This window comes from Roseovarius autotrophicus (assembly GCF_018069895.1).
Lineage (GTDB): Bacteria > Pseudomonadota > Alphaproteobacteria > Rhodobacterales > Rhodobacteraceae > Roseovarius > Roseovarius autotrophicus.
Genome location: NZ_JAGQDH010000014.1, coordinates 1 through 13,983, shown reverse-complemented (window position 1 = coordinate 13,983; position 13,983 = coordinate 1). Strand labels below are relative to the sequence as shown.

Annotated in this window: 17 protein-coding genes and 1 pseudogene; 11 read left to right on the top strand and 7 right to left on the bottom strand. The window is 66.0% G+C overall.

What is annotated here, in order from left to right; translation table 11 throughout:
* The first annotated feature begins 33 nt into the window (after positions 1-33).
* The 3 genes from KAK09_RS13415 (at position 34) to KAK09_RS13405 (ending at position 1,407) form a co-directional block, all read left to right on the top strand.
* The gene (locus KAK09_RS13415; protein ID WP_210879497.1) at positions 34-378 is read left to right on the top strand and encodes a YbaB/EbfC family nucleoid-associated protein; all 345 of its coding nucleotides are present in this window, start codon (positions 34-36) and stop codon (positions 376-378) included.
* A gap of 68 nt (positions 379-446) precedes the next feature.
* On the top strand, positions 447-1,040 hold the full coding sequence (recR, locus tag KAK09_RS13410; protein WP_210879452.1) for a recombination mediator RecR: 594 nt from the start codon (positions 447-449) through the stop codon (positions 1,038-1,040).
* Between the two features lie 37 nt (positions 1,041-1,077).
* Positions 1,078-1,407, top strand: a complete 330-nt coding sequence (locus KAK09_RS13405) for a DUF1294 domain-containing protein (RefSeq protein WP_210879451.1) — start codon at positions 1,078-1,080, stop codon at positions 1,405-1,407.
* Between the two features lie 32 nt (positions 1,408-1,439).
* On the opposite strand, the gene KAK09_RS13400 is transcribed toward KAK09_RS13405, so the two are convergent.
* The 5 genes from KAK09_RS13400 to KAK09_RS13380 all read right to left on the bottom strand — a co-directional run bounded on the left by KAK09_RS13400 (position 1,440) and on the right by KAK09_RS13380 (position 5,286).
* On the bottom strand, positions 1,440-2,561 hold the full coding sequence (locus KAK09_RS13400) for a beta-ketoacyl-ACP synthase III (protein ID WP_210879450.1): 1,122 nt from the start codon (positions 2,559-2,561) through the stop codon (positions 1,440-1,442).
* A gap of 89 nt (positions 2,562-2,650) precedes the next feature.
* On the bottom strand, positions 2,651-3,607 hold the full coding sequence (locus KAK09_RS13395; protein ID WP_210879449.1) for a 2-hydroxyacid dehydrogenase: 957 nt from the start codon (positions 3,605-3,607) through the stop codon (positions 2,651-2,653).
* Entirely contained in the window at positions 3,604-3,942 is a 339-nt protein-coding gene (locus KAK09_RS13390) for a tRNA-binding protein (RefSeq protein WP_210879448.1), read from the bottom strand. The genes KAK09_RS13395 and KAK09_RS13390 overlap by 4 nt, the downstream gene beginning before the upstream one ends.
* The gene (gene proC, locus KAK09_RS13385; protein WP_210879447.1) at positions 3,935-4,750 is read right to left on the bottom strand and encodes a pyrroline-5-carboxylate reductase; all 816 of its coding nucleotides are present in this window, start codon (positions 4,748-4,750) and stop codon (positions 3,935-3,937) included. The genes KAK09_RS13390 and proC overlap by 8 nt, the downstream gene beginning before the upstream one ends.
* A gap of 35 nt (positions 4,751-4,785) precedes the next feature.
* Positions 4,786-5,286 (bottom strand): type III secretion system chaperone family protein, encoded by a 501-nt coding sequence (locus KAK09_RS13380; protein WP_210879446.1) that lies wholly within the window; start codon positions 5,284-5,286, stop codon positions 4,786-4,788.
* Between the two features lie 241 nt (positions 5,287-5,527).
* Here KAK09_RS13380 and ttcA point away from each other — a divergent pair, with 241 nt between their 5' ends.
* The 4 genes from ttcA (at position 5,528) to yihA (ending at position 9,856) form a co-directional block, all read left to right on the top strand.
* Positions 5,528-6,397: a tRNA 2-thiocytidine(32) synthetase TtcA gene (gene ttcA, locus KAK09_RS13375; protein ID WP_210879445.1), complete on the top strand. Its 870-nt coding sequence runs from the start codon at positions 5,528-5,530 to the stop codon at positions 6,395-6,397.
* A gap of 40 nt (positions 6,398-6,437) precedes the next feature.
* Complete coding sequence (locus KAK09_RS13370) at positions 6,438-7,178, top strand: diguanylate cyclase domain-containing protein (protein ID WP_210879444.1); 741 nt, start codon at positions 6,438-6,440, stop codon at positions 7,176-7,178.
* 161 nt (positions 7,179-7,339) lie between these two features.
* Complete coding sequence (yidC, locus tag KAK09_RS13365; RefSeq protein ID WP_210879443.1) at positions 7,340-9,169, top strand: membrane protein insertase YidC; 1,830 nt, start codon at positions 7,340-7,342, stop codon at positions 9,167-9,169.
* 36 nt (positions 9,170-9,205) lie between these two features.
* Positions 9,206-9,856, top strand: a complete 651-nt coding sequence (gene yihA / locus KAK09_RS13360; RefSeq protein ID WP_210879442.1) for a ribosome biogenesis GTP-binding protein YihA/YsxC — start codon at positions 9,206-9,208, stop codon at positions 9,854-9,856.
* A 6-nt stretch (positions 9,857-9,862) separates the two neighbouring features.
* Here the strand turns inward: yihA and KAK09_RS13355 are convergent, their stop codons facing one another.
* Positions 9,863-10,591: an SDR family NAD(P)-dependent oxidoreductase gene (locus KAK09_RS13355; RefSeq protein ID WP_210879496.1), complete on the bottom strand. Its 729-nt coding sequence runs from the start codon at positions 10,589-10,591 to the stop codon at positions 9,863-9,865.
* A 114-nt stretch (positions 10,592-10,705) separates the two neighbouring features.
* Here KAK09_RS13355 and argB point away from each other — a divergent pair, with 114 nt between their 5' ends.
* From argB to KAK09_RS13335, 4 genes are read left to right on the top strand one after another with little or no spacing between them, the layout of a single operon-like run.
* Positions 10,706-11,599, top strand: coding sequence for an acetylglutamate kinase (argB, locus tag KAK09_RS13350; protein ID WP_210879441.1), 894 nt, complete (start codon positions 10,706-10,708; stop codon positions 11,597-11,599).
* On the top strand, positions 11,600-12,250 hold the full coding sequence (locus KAK09_RS13345; RefSeq protein ID WP_210879440.1) for a ferredoxin: 651 nt from the start codon (positions 11,600-11,602) through the stop codon (positions 12,248-12,250).
* A complete protein-coding gene (locus tag KAK09_RS13340) occupies positions 12,247-12,744 on the top strand; it encodes a SixA phosphatase family protein (RefSeq protein ID WP_210879439.1) in 498 nt (165 codons plus the stop codon). Before KAK09_RS13345 ends, KAK09_RS13340 begins: the two co-directional genes overlap by 4 nt.
* Positions 12,741-13,856, top strand: coding sequence for an acetoin utilization protein AcuC (locus KAK09_RS13335; protein WP_210879438.1), 1,116 nt, complete (start codon positions 12,741-12,743; stop codon positions 13,854-13,856). The genes KAK09_RS13340 and KAK09_RS13335 overlap by 4 nt, the downstream gene beginning before the upstream one ends.
* Before the next feature lie 10 nt (positions 13,857-13,866).
* Here KAK09_RS13335 and KAK09_RS18795 read toward each other — a convergent pair.
* Positions 13,867-13,983 (bottom strand): annotated as a pseudogene (locus tag KAK09_RS18795) (ABC transporter substrate-binding protein); the annotation flags it as partial.

Here is a 13,983-nt window from a genome sequence, read left to right as displayed (position 1 = left end):
CGGCACCGAACCTTTCAGCAGGAGATGACCGACATGTTCAAGGGTCTGGGACAGATGGGCGACATGGCCAAGATGATGAAGGCCGCCCAGGAAATGCAACAGAAGATGGCCGCGCTTCAGGAAGATATGCACCTGCTCACCGTCACCGGCGAATCGGGCGCGGGGCTGGTCAAGGCCACCTGCACCGCCAAGGGGGAATTGAAGGCGCTCGACATCGACCCCTCGATCTTCAACGCCGACGACAAGGAAGTGGTCGAGGATCTGATCCTCGCCGCGATCAAGGACGCGCAATCGCGCGCGCAGGACAAGGTCAAGGAAGAGATGGGCAAGCTGACCGAATCGATGGGCCTGCCCAAGGACATGAAACTGCCGTTCTGAGGCGGCTTCATCTTGCCCTGAACACCCTCGCCGAAGGCCTATCCGCCCGCATCCCCGGAGCAAACCGCTTGAGCAGCACCCGCGACATTGACGCCCTCATCGACATGATGGCCCGGCTGCCCGGCCTCGGGCCGCGCTCGGCCCGGCGCGCGGTACTGCACATGATCCGCAAACGCGCGCTGCTGCTCTCGCCGCTCGCCGACCTCATGCAGAGCGTTGCCGCCACCGCGCGCGAATGCCGCATCTGCGGCAATATCGGCACGACCGAGGTCTGCGACATCTGCCTCAACGGCAAACGCGCCAACGGCCAGATCTGCGTGGTCGAGGATGTGGCCGATCTCTGGGCGATGGAGCGCGGGCAGGCGTTCCGGGGGCGTTATCACGTGCTTGGCGGCACGCTTTCGGCGCTCGATCAGGTCGGCCCGGACATGCTGCGCATTCCCGAATTGATCACCCGCGTCGAGGCCGAGGGGATCACCGAGGTGATCCTCGCGCTCAACGCCACCGTCGATGGCCAGACCACGGCCCATTACATCGCCGATCAACTCGAATGCCGCGTGGCGATCACATCTCTCGCACAGGGTGTTCCAATCGGGGGCGAGTTGGATTATCTCGACGACGGGACGATCAGCGCAGCACTCGCGGCACGCAAATCGTTCTGACAGCGGATTTTGAAATTACCACGTTCTGAAAGTCGCCATGACCTCGCTGGCCCTCGCTTTCGTTTACCTCGCCACCCTGAACCTCGTGACATTCGGCCTGTTCTGGTGGGACAAGCAATGCGCGATCCAGCGACGCTGGCGCGTGCCTGAAAGCACCCTGTTGACGCTCTGCCTTGTCGGCGGGGCCTTCGGGGCCAAGACCGGTCAGGCGTTCTTTCGCCACAAGACCCGGAAGGAACCGTTCCGCAGTTCACTCAACGCGATCATGGTGCTGCACCTGGCCTTTCTCTCGGCCCTGGTGCTGCCGGGCTTTCGCGGGTCGGTGATGGTGCTGCTGAACGACGCGACAAGCGCCCTCTTCGGCTGAGCGCGGACAGTCCCGCGCAAGCCCGCCCCGCCTCAGCCGCGCGCAACCAGCACCGAACCCACCGAATAGCCCGCCCCGAACGAACAGATCAGCCCCAGGTCGCCGGGTCGCAGATCGTCGGAATATTGCGCGAATGCGATGATCGAGCCGGCGGATGAGGTATTGGCATAATCCTGAAGGATATTGGGCTGCTCCTCCCGCTCCGGCACGCGGCCCATCACCTTGCGGCCAATGAAATCGTTCATGGTCCTGTTGGCCTGATGCAGCCAGAGCCTGCGCAGATCCGCCGCCGTCACCCCCTCCGCCTCCATATGCTCCAGGATATGCGCCGAAACCATCGGCAGCACCTCCTTGAACACGCGGCGCCCCTCCTGCACGAACAGCATGTCGCGCCGGTCCGCCATGCCATTGGGTCGCGAGCGGCGCAGAAAGCCGTTATTGTTGCGGATATTGTTGGAAAACCGCGTGGCGCAGCGGGTCGAGAGGATGCGGAAATGCGCGCCCTTGGCCTCTTCCGCCGCCTCGATCACCAGCGCGGTGCAGACATCGCCAAAGATGAAATGACAATCCCGGTCACGCCATTCCAGATGCCCCGAACAGATTTCGGGGCTCACCACCAGCGCGCGCCGCGCGCTGCCCGACCGGATCATGTCGGCGGCGGCCTGGATCCCGAACGTGGCCGAGGAACACGCCACGTTCATGTCAAACGCAAATCCGCCCGCGCCCAGCAAGTCCTGAATCTCGATCGCCACCGCCGGATAGGGCCGCTCGTGGTTCGACGCGGCGCAGATCACCAGATCGACCTCGCCCGCCTCCCTCTCCGCCCGCGCCAGCGCCTTGCCGCAGGCATCAAGCGCCATTTCCGCCATGATCCCCGGCTCGTCATCGCTGCGCGCACGCAGACGCGGGTGCATCACCTCCGGATCGAGAACACCCGCCTTGTCCATCACATGCCGCCGCTCGATCCCCGAGGCGCTGACGATGAACTCCGGCGACGAAAGCCCCTTGGCCGCAACCTCGCCCGCCGCGATCTCCGTCGCATGACGCGCGTTGAACGCCTCGGCATAGGCGTTGTAGGCCACCACCAGCTCCTCGTTGGTGATCACCTCGGGCGGCGTGAACACACCCGACCCCGTGATCGCGGGCTGCACCATGGTCGTCTCCTCAGGTTTCCCGCCAGATCATCGGAAATGCACAATCCCGTCAAGCAAGACGTGGCGCCGTTTCACCGTTCCGCAAATACTCATTCCACCGGATTCGGCAGCGCCTCACCGGCGAAAAAGGCGCGCAGGTTCGCCACCGCCATCAGCCCCATCGCCTCGCGCACCTCAAGCGCGGCCGTGCCCAGATGCGGCAGCAGCGTGACGTTCTCCAGCGCCCGCAGCGCCTCGGGCACCTCCGGCTCGCGTTCGTAGACATCCAGCCCCGCCCCCGCGATGCGCCCCTCGGACAGCGCGGCAATCAGCGCCGTCTCGTCCACCACATCGCCCCGCGCGATGTTCACAAGATGCGCCGAGGGCCGCATCACCGCCAGCACCTCGGCCCCGATCAGCCCCCGCGTCCCGGCCCCGCCGGGCACCGCCACCACCAGAAAATCCGCCGCCGCCGCCAGCGCGGCAACACTCTCCACCTGCCGCGCCGGGAAATCGACCGGTTTGGCCGAGCGGTTGTGATAGAGCACCTCCATGCCGAAACCGAAATGACAGCGCCGCGCGATCGCCTGCCCGATCCGCCCCATGCCGACGATGCCCACGGTCTTTCCGGTCATGTGCAGCCCCAGCATCTGCGTCGGGTTCCAGCCCATCCAGCGCCCCGCGCGCAGCAGCCGCTCCCCCTCGCCCGCGCGTCGCGCGCTCATCAGCATCAGCATCAGCGCGATATCGGCGGTCGCGTCCGTCACCGCACCGGGCGTGTTGGTGACGGCAATGCCCACCGCCCGCGCCGCGGCCACGTCGATATGGTTATATCCCACCCCGAAATTGGCGAGAATGCGACAGCGGCTCCCCTCGGCCTCGGCGAACACCTCCGCCGAGAACATGTCGCCCAGCGTCGGCAAAATCCCGTCATAGAGCACCAGTGCGCCCTTCATCTGCCCTGTTTTCAGGGGCGTGTTGTCCTCGCGCACCTCCACCTCGAAATGCGCGCGCGCGACCTCGATCACGCGCGCGGGCATGGGCCGGGTGATGAGGATCCGTGTCAATGCAGCCTCCCGCCCAAAGGCACGTCGATATCCGGGCCGATCAGAACGATCCCGCCCTGCGCGTCGCTGACGCCCAGAACCAGCACCTCCGACACGAACTTGCCGATCTGGCGCGGCGGGAAATTCACCACCGCCAGAACCTGCCGGCCGATCAGCGCCTCGGGCGTGTAATGCACGGTGATCTGCGCGCTCGATGTCCGCTCGCCGATCTCGGGGCCGAAATCGATCCAGAGCTTGATCGCGGGCTTGCGCGCCTCGGGGTAAGGCTCTGCCCGGATCACCCGGCCCGCGCGGATATCCACCTTGAGGAAATCCTCGAAACCGATCTCAGCCATCGCGCAACGCCTTCGATCGCGCGGTTGCCGCCGCAACCGTGCGCGCCATCAGCGGCGGCAGGCCCGTGACCTTGTCCATCAGCACCTCAAGCCCCGCCTGCGTGGTGCCATTGGGGCTTGTGACATTCTCGCGCAACTGCGCGGGCGTCTCTCCGGCCACCTCGGCCAGCGCGCCCGCCCCGGCGACCGTCGCCTTGGCCAACTGCATCGCCAGAGCGGGGGCCAGCCCCTCGGCCTCGCCCGCCTTCGCCAGACATTCGATCATGTGGAACACATAGGCCGGGCCAGAGCCCGAAAGCCCCGTCACCGCGTCCATCTGATCCTCGCTCTCCAGCCGGACGACCTGCCCCACGGCTTTCAACAATGTCTCCGCCTGATCGAGATGCGCCGCCGAAGCCGTGGCATTGCCCACAATCGCGGTGATGCCCTTGCCGATCGCGGCGGGCGTGTTGGGCATGGCGCGCACCACCGGCGTCGCCGCGCCGAGCATCGCCTCATATGTGGCCATCGTCGTGCCCGCCGCCACCGAGACAAACAGCGTCGTGCCGTTGCCATAGCCCTTCAGCACGGGCAGCGCATCGCCCATCATCTGCGGCTTGACCGCGACGATGACGATGGCCGGGCTCTCGGGCAGGCCGCCATTGACCCGCACCCCAGCCTCGCGAAGCCACTCCGCCGGGCGCGGATCGATCACATGCACCGCCTTTGGCGCCAACCCTCCGTCGAGCCAGCCCCTGAGCATCGCGCCGCCCATCTTGCCACAGCCCAAAAGCACCAGCCCCCGGTCTGCCAACTGCTGAAATCCCATGCCTTTTCCCCCGCTTGCCGCATGCGGGAGCAGGTTTACGCGCGCCCGTAGGCCTCTGCAATGGCGACCTGCATCGCGTCACGCGGAGACTTGCCACCCCAGATTGCAAGCTGAAAGGCCGGGTAATACCGCTCCGCCGCCATCACCGCCGCGCCCAGAAGCGTGTCGATCTGCTCGGCGCTCGCGCCCTGCGTGCCAGCCATGACAAGCCCGTAGCGCCAGACCATCAGCTTCTGTTCGCCCCACCAGGTGAACGCCCCGCTCCAGCACTGATCGTTGACCGTGTTGAGCATCTCGTAAAGTACATCCAGACGGTCCTCGGGCGGCTCCATCTCGTAGGTGCACACAAGGCGCAGCGTCTCGTCATGGCCCGACCAGGCCAGCGTGATCGCATAGGTCCGCCATTGCCCCTCTATCGCCATGGCGATCTGATCGTCGCCGATGCGATCAAACTCCCAGTCGTGATGCGCGGCGATATGCTCGACGATGTCGATCGGGTGCAGATCGTCGCTGAGATAATGCTCGGAAAGTGCCATGGCGCCGCCTCATATGCTGTAGCGCGTAGGGGCCTGTGCACCCCAAACGCTAGGTGCCTGCTCTAAGGACGGCAGTGCATCTATCCGTCCCTACCAGATATGGTGAGGGGTTGAACGCAGCCTGTAAAGCAATTTGTTGGGGGTGCGGGCAATAAGTTGTGGGAAAGTGATCTTTGACCGCAAGATAACGGTCAATCGTGCAACCCTTGTCCGGGAACGCGAAAGCCCCTAAAGCGCGCTCATGTCCGATGTCGATGACGAGATTCACCCGCTCTTTCACGGCGCCCCCACGGGCACCGAATTCCGCAAGCTGCGCAAACGCATCGTGCGCAACGTGCGCGAGGCGATCGAGCAATACGGCATGATCGCGCCGGGCGGCAAATGGCTGGTCTGCCTCTCGGGCGGAAAGGACAGCTATACCCTCCTCGCCGTGCTGTATGAGCTGAAATGGCGCGGCCTTCTGCCCGTGGATCTGCTCGCCTGCAATCTCGATCAGGGCCAGCCCGGTTTTCCGGCCACCGTCCTGCCCGAATTTCTCGAACGGATGGGCGTGCCCCACCGGATCGAATATCAGGACACCTATTCCATCGTCATGGACAAGGTGCCGCAGGGGCGCACCTACTGCGCCCTGTGTTCGCGCCTGCGCCGGGGCAACCTCTACCGCATCGCCCGCGAAGAGGGCTGCACGGCGGTCGTTCTCGGCCATCACCGCGACGACATTCTCGAAACCTTCTTCATGAACCTCTTTCACGGCGGGCGGCTGGCGACGATGCCGCCCAAACTGGTGAACGAAGAGGGCGATCTTTTCGTTTATCGCCCGCTCGCTCATGTGGCCGAGGTGGATTGCGAGCGATTCGCGCGGGCGATGAACTATCCGATCATCCCCTGTGACCTCTGCGGCTCGCAGGACGGCCTGCAACGCCAGCAGGTCAAACAGATCCTCGACGGCTGGGAATCACGCAGCCCCGGTCGCCGTCAGGTCATGTTCCGCGCCCTGATGAATGCACGGCCCTCGCATCTTCTTGATCCCAAACTGTTCGATTTCGCGGGGCTGACACGCGACCCGGCCGTATCCGGGACAGATTTCGTGGAACCGCCAACACTTCGTTAACTTCGCGCGCGCAGACTGGCCCGAGGATTCGGAGGCTGGAATGCGACATGTGATAATCCCCCTTCGTGGCTGGTGTCACACCATGGCCGAGGCGTTGCGCGGCCCGCAACTGATCGTCTTCGGGCTGGCGCTGGCGCTGGCGCTGCTTTGGTATGGCGCGCGTGGCCTTCTGCTGACGCTGCCCCTTCTGCTCGTCGGGGCGCTGCCGCAGGGTCGGCGGGACACTCGGGACGGGCGCCCGTCGCGCGATGCGGCACCGGGTCAGTTCGCCGACATGGCAAACGCGCTTGAACGGCGCCTTGCGCGCGCCCGGCGCGACGGTCGGGATGCGGCCTGCATCCTTCTCGGAATCGACCGCTTCGCGGAAATCCGGGCGCGGCACGGCCCCGCGATGCAGGCCCGACTCGTGACCACCTGCCTCGATAACCTCGCCCGCGCCCTGCGGGCAGGGGACAGCCTGTTCGATCTTGGCGAGGGGCGTTTCGGCGTGCTGCTCGGGGCAAGTGCGACCTACAATCCCGGCTCTGGCGGAAGGGTGGCGCAGCGGCTCGGGCAGGTCGCGCAATCGGCGGCGGGGGCCATCCTGCCCACGGACGGGATCCGGGTCTGCGCCACAATCATCGTGGCAAGGCCCGGCACCCACCATCGCGTGCCAGAGACGATCAGGGAAAGCCTCGACGCGCTTCTGCGGCATCCGCCCGAGGCAACGCCCGTGACCATGCCGCTTGCCCCGCCGCAACCACCCACGGCCAGGCGCACCCGCCATCGGACTGCGCGCTGACGCCCCCCCCTGTCTGCCGCCCGGCCTGCCGCTTGACACCGCACGACACAAGGCGCGACGAATCCCCGCCCTCCGCGGCATCTCGCCCGGAAACCGCTTGACCTTTTGGGCCGCACTCTGTTGAACGCCCGGGACACTGCAATGACGGACGGTTCCGGGCCATGGACGATCAGAACAAGAACCTCATACTCGCGACGGCGCTCAGTTTTCTCGTGATCCTGGCCTGGTTCGTGCTGTTCCCGCCGCCGGAACCGGCACCGTCGGACCCGAACGCTCCGGCGGCCATGACCGACACTGCGCCCACGTCCCCGACCGCCACCGCTGGCGCGACCGATCTGGCCGGTACGATCGGTGGCGCTGCGGAAACCGACGCCGCAACACCGCGCCTGAGCATCGAGACGCCCCGGCTGAGCGGTTCGATCTCTCTTCTCGGCGGCCGGGTCGATGATCTGGTGCTCAGGAACTACCGCGAGACCATCGACCCCGAGTCCGATACGGTGCACCTGCTGTCGCCGACCGGCACGGTCGCGCCCTATTACACGCTGCATGGCTGGGCCCCCGGCGCGGGGCTTTCGCCCGAACAGGTGCCCGGCGCCAACACGCTCTGGCAGGTCGAGAGCGGCACCGTGCTCAGCCCGCAAAGCCCGGTCACGCTGGTCTGGGACAACGGTGCCGGCCTGATCTTCCGCCGCGAAATCAGCATCGACGCCGATTACATGTTCTCGGTCCGCCAATCGGCCGAGAACCAGAGCGATGCCACCGTGAGCCTCGCGCCATACGGCATCATCGCGCGCCACGGCCGGCCCGCCGATCTCAAGAGTTTCTTCATCCTGCACGAGGGCATCATCGGCATGGCCGACGGCACGCTCTCGGAACTGAGCTACAAGGATGTGGAAAAACTGGACTTCAACCCCCGCGAGGGCGCGCCGGCCAAGGTGATTCAGGTCGCGGAAAGCGGCTGGTTGGGCTTTACCGATCACTACTGGATGACCACGCTCATCCCCGATTCCGGCACGCCGTTCAAGGCCGTGACCAAATACGATCCGCAGCGCAGCATCTTTCAGACCGAAACGGTGCAGGCGACGCTCAGCCTCGCGCCGGGCGCCACCGTCAGCGCCGACAGCCGCCTGTTTGCCGGCGCCAAGGAATGGGCCACCATCCGCCGTTACCAGAACGAGGAGAATGTCGATCGCTTCGTCGATTCGATCGACTGGGGCTGGTTTTTCTTCCTGACCAAACCGATCTTTGCGGCGCTGCACTGGTTGAACCTGATGATCGGCAACATGGGCTGGGCGATCATCGCGCTCACGCTGCTGATCAAGGCGCTGGTGCTGCCCTTGGCCTACAAATCCTACGTCTCCATGGCCAAGATGAAGGAACTCCAGCCGCAGATGGAGAAGATCAAGGAAATCGCCGGCGACGACCGCCAGAAGCTGCAACAGGAGATGATGGCGCTCTACAAGAAGGAAAAGGTCAATCCGGCGGCGGGCTGTCTACCGATCCTGCTGCAGATCCCCATCTTCTTTTCGCTCTACAAGGTGATCTTCGTTACACTGGAACTGCGCCATGCGCCCTGGATCGGCTGGATCAGGGACCTTTCCGCGCCCGATCCGTCGTCGATCATGAACCTTTGGGGCGTATTCCCCTGGGCCGCGCCGGAGCCGGGTTCGATCCTCGCGCTGATCTTCATCGGCATCCTGCCGCTTGGCCTTGGCATCTCGATGTGGCTGCAACAGAAACTCAACCCATCGCCGACCGATCCCACGCAAAAGATGATCTTTGCCTGGATGCCCTGGGTCTTCATGTTCATGCTGGGCAGTTTCGCCAGCGGCCTCGTGCTCTACTGGATCGCCAACAACATGATCACCTTCGGCCAGCAATACGCGATCATGCGCACGCATGGCCACAAACCGAACGTTTTCGGCAATATCATATCCAGCTTCAAGCGCGACAAACCCACCGGTTCGACCAGGCCGGAGAAGAAGAAGTGACGCGGCCCGCCCGCGTCACCGCCCGGTAGGCCCGCCATGCAGCTTGCCTTTCCCGTGGCCGCAGCCCCCGACAGCATCGCCGCCGAGGCGGGGCGCAAGCTCTTTGCCGGGCCGGTCGATTTCCTCAAGGGGGTGGTGGCCATGTCCGGCCTGCCGCCGGCCGACCGTGCCGAAGTCTGTTTCGCGGGCCGCTCCAATGTGGGCAAGTCAAGCCTGATCAACGCGCTCACGGGCCGCAAGGCGCTGGCGCGCGCCTCGAACACGCCCGGTCGCACGCAGGAGATCAACTTTTTCGCCCTGGCCGACAGCCATTACCTCGTGGACCTGCCCGGCTATGGCTTTGCCAATGCGCCGGTGGCGGTGGTCGAGAAATGGCAGGCCCTTCTCAAGGCCTATCTCTCGGGTCGCCCCAGCCTGCGCCGCGCCTTCGTGCTGGTGGATTCGCGGCACGGGATCAAGTCGGTGGACGAGGAAATCATGGCGCTGCTCGACCGCGCCGCCGTGCCGTTCCAATGCGTGCTGACCAAGACCGACAAGATCAACGCCGCAACCCTCGACCAGGTGCTCGCGCAGGTGCGCGCCCGCCTCGCCCCCCACCCGGCGGCCTATCCCGAACTGATCCTGACCTCCTCGGAAAAGGGCGAGGGGCTGGCCACGCTGCGCGCGACCATCGCCGCGCTCGGCTGATCCCGCTCAGACGTGCTGCGCGCCGTTGATCTCGATCTGGGTACCGGAAATGTAAGATGACCCCTCGGTGCAGAGAAAATAGATCGTGTCGGCCACTTCCGACGGCTCTCCGAGGCGGCGCATGGGGATGGATTCGGCCAGTTTCTCGGTCCCCGGAGAGAGAATGTCGGTGCGGATCTCGCCGGGCGCGATGGCGTTGACGCGCACACCCAATGGCCCGAAATCATGCGCCATCTCACGGGTCAGCGCCGCCAGCGCCGCTTTTGACGTGGCATAGGCCGCGCCCGCGAAAGGATGCACGCGCCCGCCCGCGATGGAGGTGACATTGACCACCGCGCCCTTCGCTGCCGCCAGTTCATCCTTGAGGCCGCGCGCCAGCACGACAGAAGCAAAGAAATTGACGTGGAACACCTGCCCCCAGGTGCGCAGATCGGTGGTCAGCGTATCGAGCCGCTCGCCCTTCGCTCCCTTGGGAGAGATACCCGCATTGTTCACCAGCGCATCGAGCCGCGTGCCGATCATGCCCCGGATCACTTCGATCTTCTCGATCACGTCATTGGGGTTGGCAAGGTCGATCTGGACATGATGTTGCGCCCCGCCGCCCCAGGGACATTCCGAGGGGAAAGGGTGGCGTGAACAGGTGATGACGCGCCATCCCTCGGCATTGAAGCGGCGCACGGTGGCGTGCCCGATCCCCCGGCTCGCGCCGGTCAGAAGCAATGTGCGCATGTCGATCCCTCTTGCCCTTGTCGCGAACACCCTAGCCTGACGCGCGCCAAGTTCAACGGCCCTTGGCACCTCGCCACGCAGCCGCTAACAAGAACGGGCACCCCCGCGCCGGAGACAAGGATGAAGGCCCGAGACATGAATCGCGACTGGATCGCCACCGCCCGCACCCTCTCCGAGGCGCTGCCCTATCTGCAACGCTATACCGGCGCGATTGTCGTCATCAAGCTTGGCGGGCACGCCATGGGCAGCGATGAGGCGATGGAGGAGTTTGCCCGCGACGTGGTGCTGATGCAGCAGGTGGGTATCAACCCGGTGATCGTGCATGGCGGCGGGCCGATGATCAACGCGATGTTGGCGCGGCTCGATATCCGCTCGGACTTCGTGAACGGCAAGCGCGTGACCGATGCGGCGACGATGGACGTGGTCGAGATGGTGCTCTCGGGCACGGTCAACAAGCGGATCGTGGCCGCGATCAACGGCCAGGGCGGCCGCGCCGTGGGGCTGTCGGGCAAGGATGCCCGCCTGATCACCTGCACGCCGGCCAGCCCCGATCTGGGTCTTGTCGGCGAGCCGTCCGAAATCGACCCCAAGATCCTGCACACGCTGTTCGCCGCCGACATGATCCCGGTGATCGCGCCCCTGGGTGCCGGGACAGCGGGCGAGACCTACAATATCAACGGTGATACGGCGGCCGGCGCCATCGCCGCCGCGCTCAAGGCCGATCGGCTGTTGCTGCTGACCGATATCGACGGGGTGCGCGATGCGTCGGGACAGGTCGTCACCGAACTCAGCGCAGAACAGATCCGCCAGATGACCCGCGATGGCGTGATCGCGGGCGGGATGATCCCCAAGACCGAGACGGCGCTTGCCGCGATTGACGGCGGCGTGCGCGCGGTGGTGATCCTCGACGGGCGCGCGCCCAATGCGACCCTGCTGGAGCTGTTCACCGAGCATGGGGCAGGCTCGCTCATCCGGGGCAATCAGGGACCGCTCGTCAAGCGCGACACTGCCTGAATGACGGGCGCGCCCGATCTCGCCCTGATCGACGCGACCGCGCGCGCCCACCACCTTGCGGTGTTCGGCGCGCTGACCCTCGATCCGGACGAAGTGCCCGGAATGCGGGCCCTTGTCCTTCTCGGGCCGCAAGAGCCGGGATTCTGGGCGCATTTCACCCAAAGCCCCGAATATCGCGACAGCGCGCCCGACCCGATGAACCACTGGTCCGAGCGAGTCATCGGCGCGTTGGCCGAAATCCTCGGGGCGCGCGCGCTTTTCCCCTTTGGCGGCCCGCCCTGGCAGCCCTTCACAACCTGGGCGCGACGCTCGGGGCGGGCCTGGCAGTCGCCGGTCGGGCTTTTGGTGCATGACGTGGCGGGGCTGATGGTGTCCTATCGCGGGGCGCTGGCCTTTGCCCATGCGCTTGATCTGCCGCCCGCCACAGCCTCGCCTTGCGAGACCTGCGCCGCACGACCCTGCCTTTCGGCCTGTCCGGTCGATGCGCTCAAACCCGGTGGCTATGACGTGCCCGCCTGCAAGACCGATCTGGAACGGCCCGGCAACGACTGCATGTCGCGCGGTTGCGCGGTGCGGCGCGCGTGCCCGGTCAGTCAGGGCTATGGGCGGCAAGAGGCCCAATCGGCCTTTCATATGGGGTATTTCGCATGAAACGCCTGATCCTGATGCGCCATGCCAAATCCGACTGGGACGATCCGGCCCTGCCCGATCACGCGCGCCCGCTGAACAGGCGCGGTCGGCGCTCGGCCAAGGCGCTTGGCGCGTGGCTGCGGACCGAGGGGCTGGTGCCGGGGGAAATCCTCTGTTCCACCGCCACCCGCACGCAGGAGACCTGCGCGCGCCTCAAACTGCCGCTTGCGCCACGCCTGCTCGACAGCCTCTACATGGCCGGGCCGCAGGACATGCTGGCCGCGTTGCGCACGGCCCACGCCGACACGGTGCTGATGATCGGACACAATCCCGGCATCGCCGAGTTTGCCACGCGCCTTGTTGCCGCAGCACCCGAGCACCCGCGCTTTGACGACTATCCGACCGGGGCGACGCTGGTGACCGATTTCGCCATCGCGGACTGGGCTGCATTGAAAGAGCACACCGGCCAAACCCGGCATTTCGTGATCCCGCGCGCATTGCTCGACGAGGCATGACCGCGCCGCTCTTCATCGGCTCCGAAATCTATCGCGGCTCCTCCTACGGGCCGCGCCATCCGCTCTCGATCCCGCGCGTGCCGGTCGTCATGGACCTCTGCCGTGCGCTTGGCTGGCTGCCTGATGGGCAATACCGCACCAGCCCGCGTGCAAGGCCGGAGGCTTTGACGGCCTTCCACACGCCTGCCTATATCGCCGCCTTGCAACGCGCCGAGACCGAGGGCCGCGTGAGCGACGCCACCCGCGCCCGCCATCAAATCGGCACGCTGTCCAACCCGGTATTCCCCGAGATGTTCCGCCGCCCCGCCACCGCCGTCGGCGGCTCTCTCCTCGCTGCCGGTCTGCTGGCGCGCGGCGGCGCGGTCTACAATCCCGGCGGCGGCACCCACCACGGCATGGCCGATCATGCGGGCGGTTTCTGCTATCTCAACGACCCGGTGCTGGCGATCAAGGCGTTCCTTGCGCAGGGTCTGGGCCGCATCGCCTATGTGGATATCGACGCGCATCATTGCGACGGGGTGGCGGCGGCGTTTCACGGCGATGCCCGCGTGTTGATGATCTCGACCCACGAGGCGGGGCGCTGGCCCTTTACCGGCGCGCTCGGGGATCGCGCGGGCGGGCAGGCAATCAACCTGCCCCTGCCGCGCGGCACCAATGACAGCGGGTTCGCCATGGCGCTTGATGAGGTGATCCTGCCCGCGGTGCAGGCGATGCGGCCAGAGGCCATTGTCCTGCAATGCGGGGCCGATGCCGTGACCGAGGACCCGCTGTCGCGGCTTTGCCTGTCGAACAATGCCCATTGGCGGGCGGTCGCACTGCTGCGCCCGCTGGCCCCGCGCTGTCTGGTGCTGGGCGGCGGCGGCTACAATCCGTGGACCGTGGGCCGCCTCTGGGCCGGGGTCTGGGCCACGCTGAACGGGCACACCATCCCCGACCGCCTGCCAGAGCGCGCCCGCGCGATCCTTGCCGCGCTTTCCTGGCCGCGCCGTCCGGCGATCCCGCCTGATGCGCTCATCGACACGCTGCGCGACGCGCCGCGTGAAGGGGCGGTGGCTGAGGGGGTGCGCACGGCCATCGCGCATCTGCGTGCGCGTGGCCGTACCTGGGTCTGAGCGCGCGCGCTTACATCTTGCACTCTGCCGCGTAAGCGTCAGCGTGGTCCTCAAGCGCGACACCGATCACCTTGTTGGTGAAGACATCCCCCTCCCGGATCACCTCGCGGGCATAGATGGTCTGGAC

Coding starts and splice junctions, on each gene's coding strand:
- KAK09_RS13415 (WP_210879497.1), top strand. CDS start 34: ATGTTCAAGGGTCTGGGACAGATGGGCGACATGGCCAAGATGATGAAG.
- KAK09_RS13405 (WP_210879451.1), top strand. CDS start 1,078: ATGACCTCGCTGGCCCTCGCTTTCGTTTACCTCGCCACCCTGAACCTC.
- KAK09_RS13400 (WP_210879450.1), bottom strand. CDS start 2,561: ATGGTGCAGCCCGCGATCACGGGGTCGGGTGTGTTCACGCCGCCCGAG.
- KAK09_RS13390 (WP_210879448.1), bottom strand. CDS start 3,942: ATGGCTGAGATCGGTTTCGAGGATTTCCTCAAGGTGGATATCCGCGCG.
- proC (WP_210879447.1), bottom strand. CDS start 4,750: ATGGGATTTCAGCAGTTGGCAGACCGGGGGCTGGTGCTTTTGGGCTGT.
- KAK09_RS13380 (WP_210879446.1), bottom strand. CDS start 5,286: ATGGCACTTTCCGAGCATTATCTCAGCGACGATCTGCACCCGATCGAC.
- ttcA (WP_210879445.1), top strand. CDS start 5,528: ATGTCCGATGTCGATGACGAGATTCACCCGCTCTTTCACGGCGCCCCC.
- KAK09_RS13370 (WP_210879444.1), top strand. CDS start 6,438: ATGCGACATGTGATAATCCCCCTTCGTGGCTGGTGTCACACCATGGCC.
- yidC (WP_210879443.1), top strand. CDS start 7,340: ATGGACGATCAGAACAAGAACCTCATACTCGCGACGGCGCTCAGTTTT.
- yihA (WP_210879442.1), top strand. CDS start 9,206: ATGCAGCTTGCCTTTCCCGTGGCCGCAGCCCCCGACAGCATCGCCGCC.
- argB (WP_210879441.1), top strand. CDS start 10,706: ATGAAGGCCCGAGACATGAATCGCGACTGGATCGCCACCGCCCGCACC.
- KAK09_RS13345 (WP_210879440.1), top strand. CDS start 11,600: ATGACGGGCGCGCCCGATCTCGCCCTGATCGACGCGACCGCGCGCGCC.
- KAK09_RS13340 (WP_210879439.1), top strand. CDS start 12,247: ATGAAACGCCTGATCCTGATGCGCCATGCCAAATCCGACTGGGACGAT.
- KAK09_RS13335 (WP_210879438.1), top strand. CDS start 12,741: ATGACCGCGCCGCTCTTCATCGGCTCCGAAATCTATCGCGGCTCCTCC.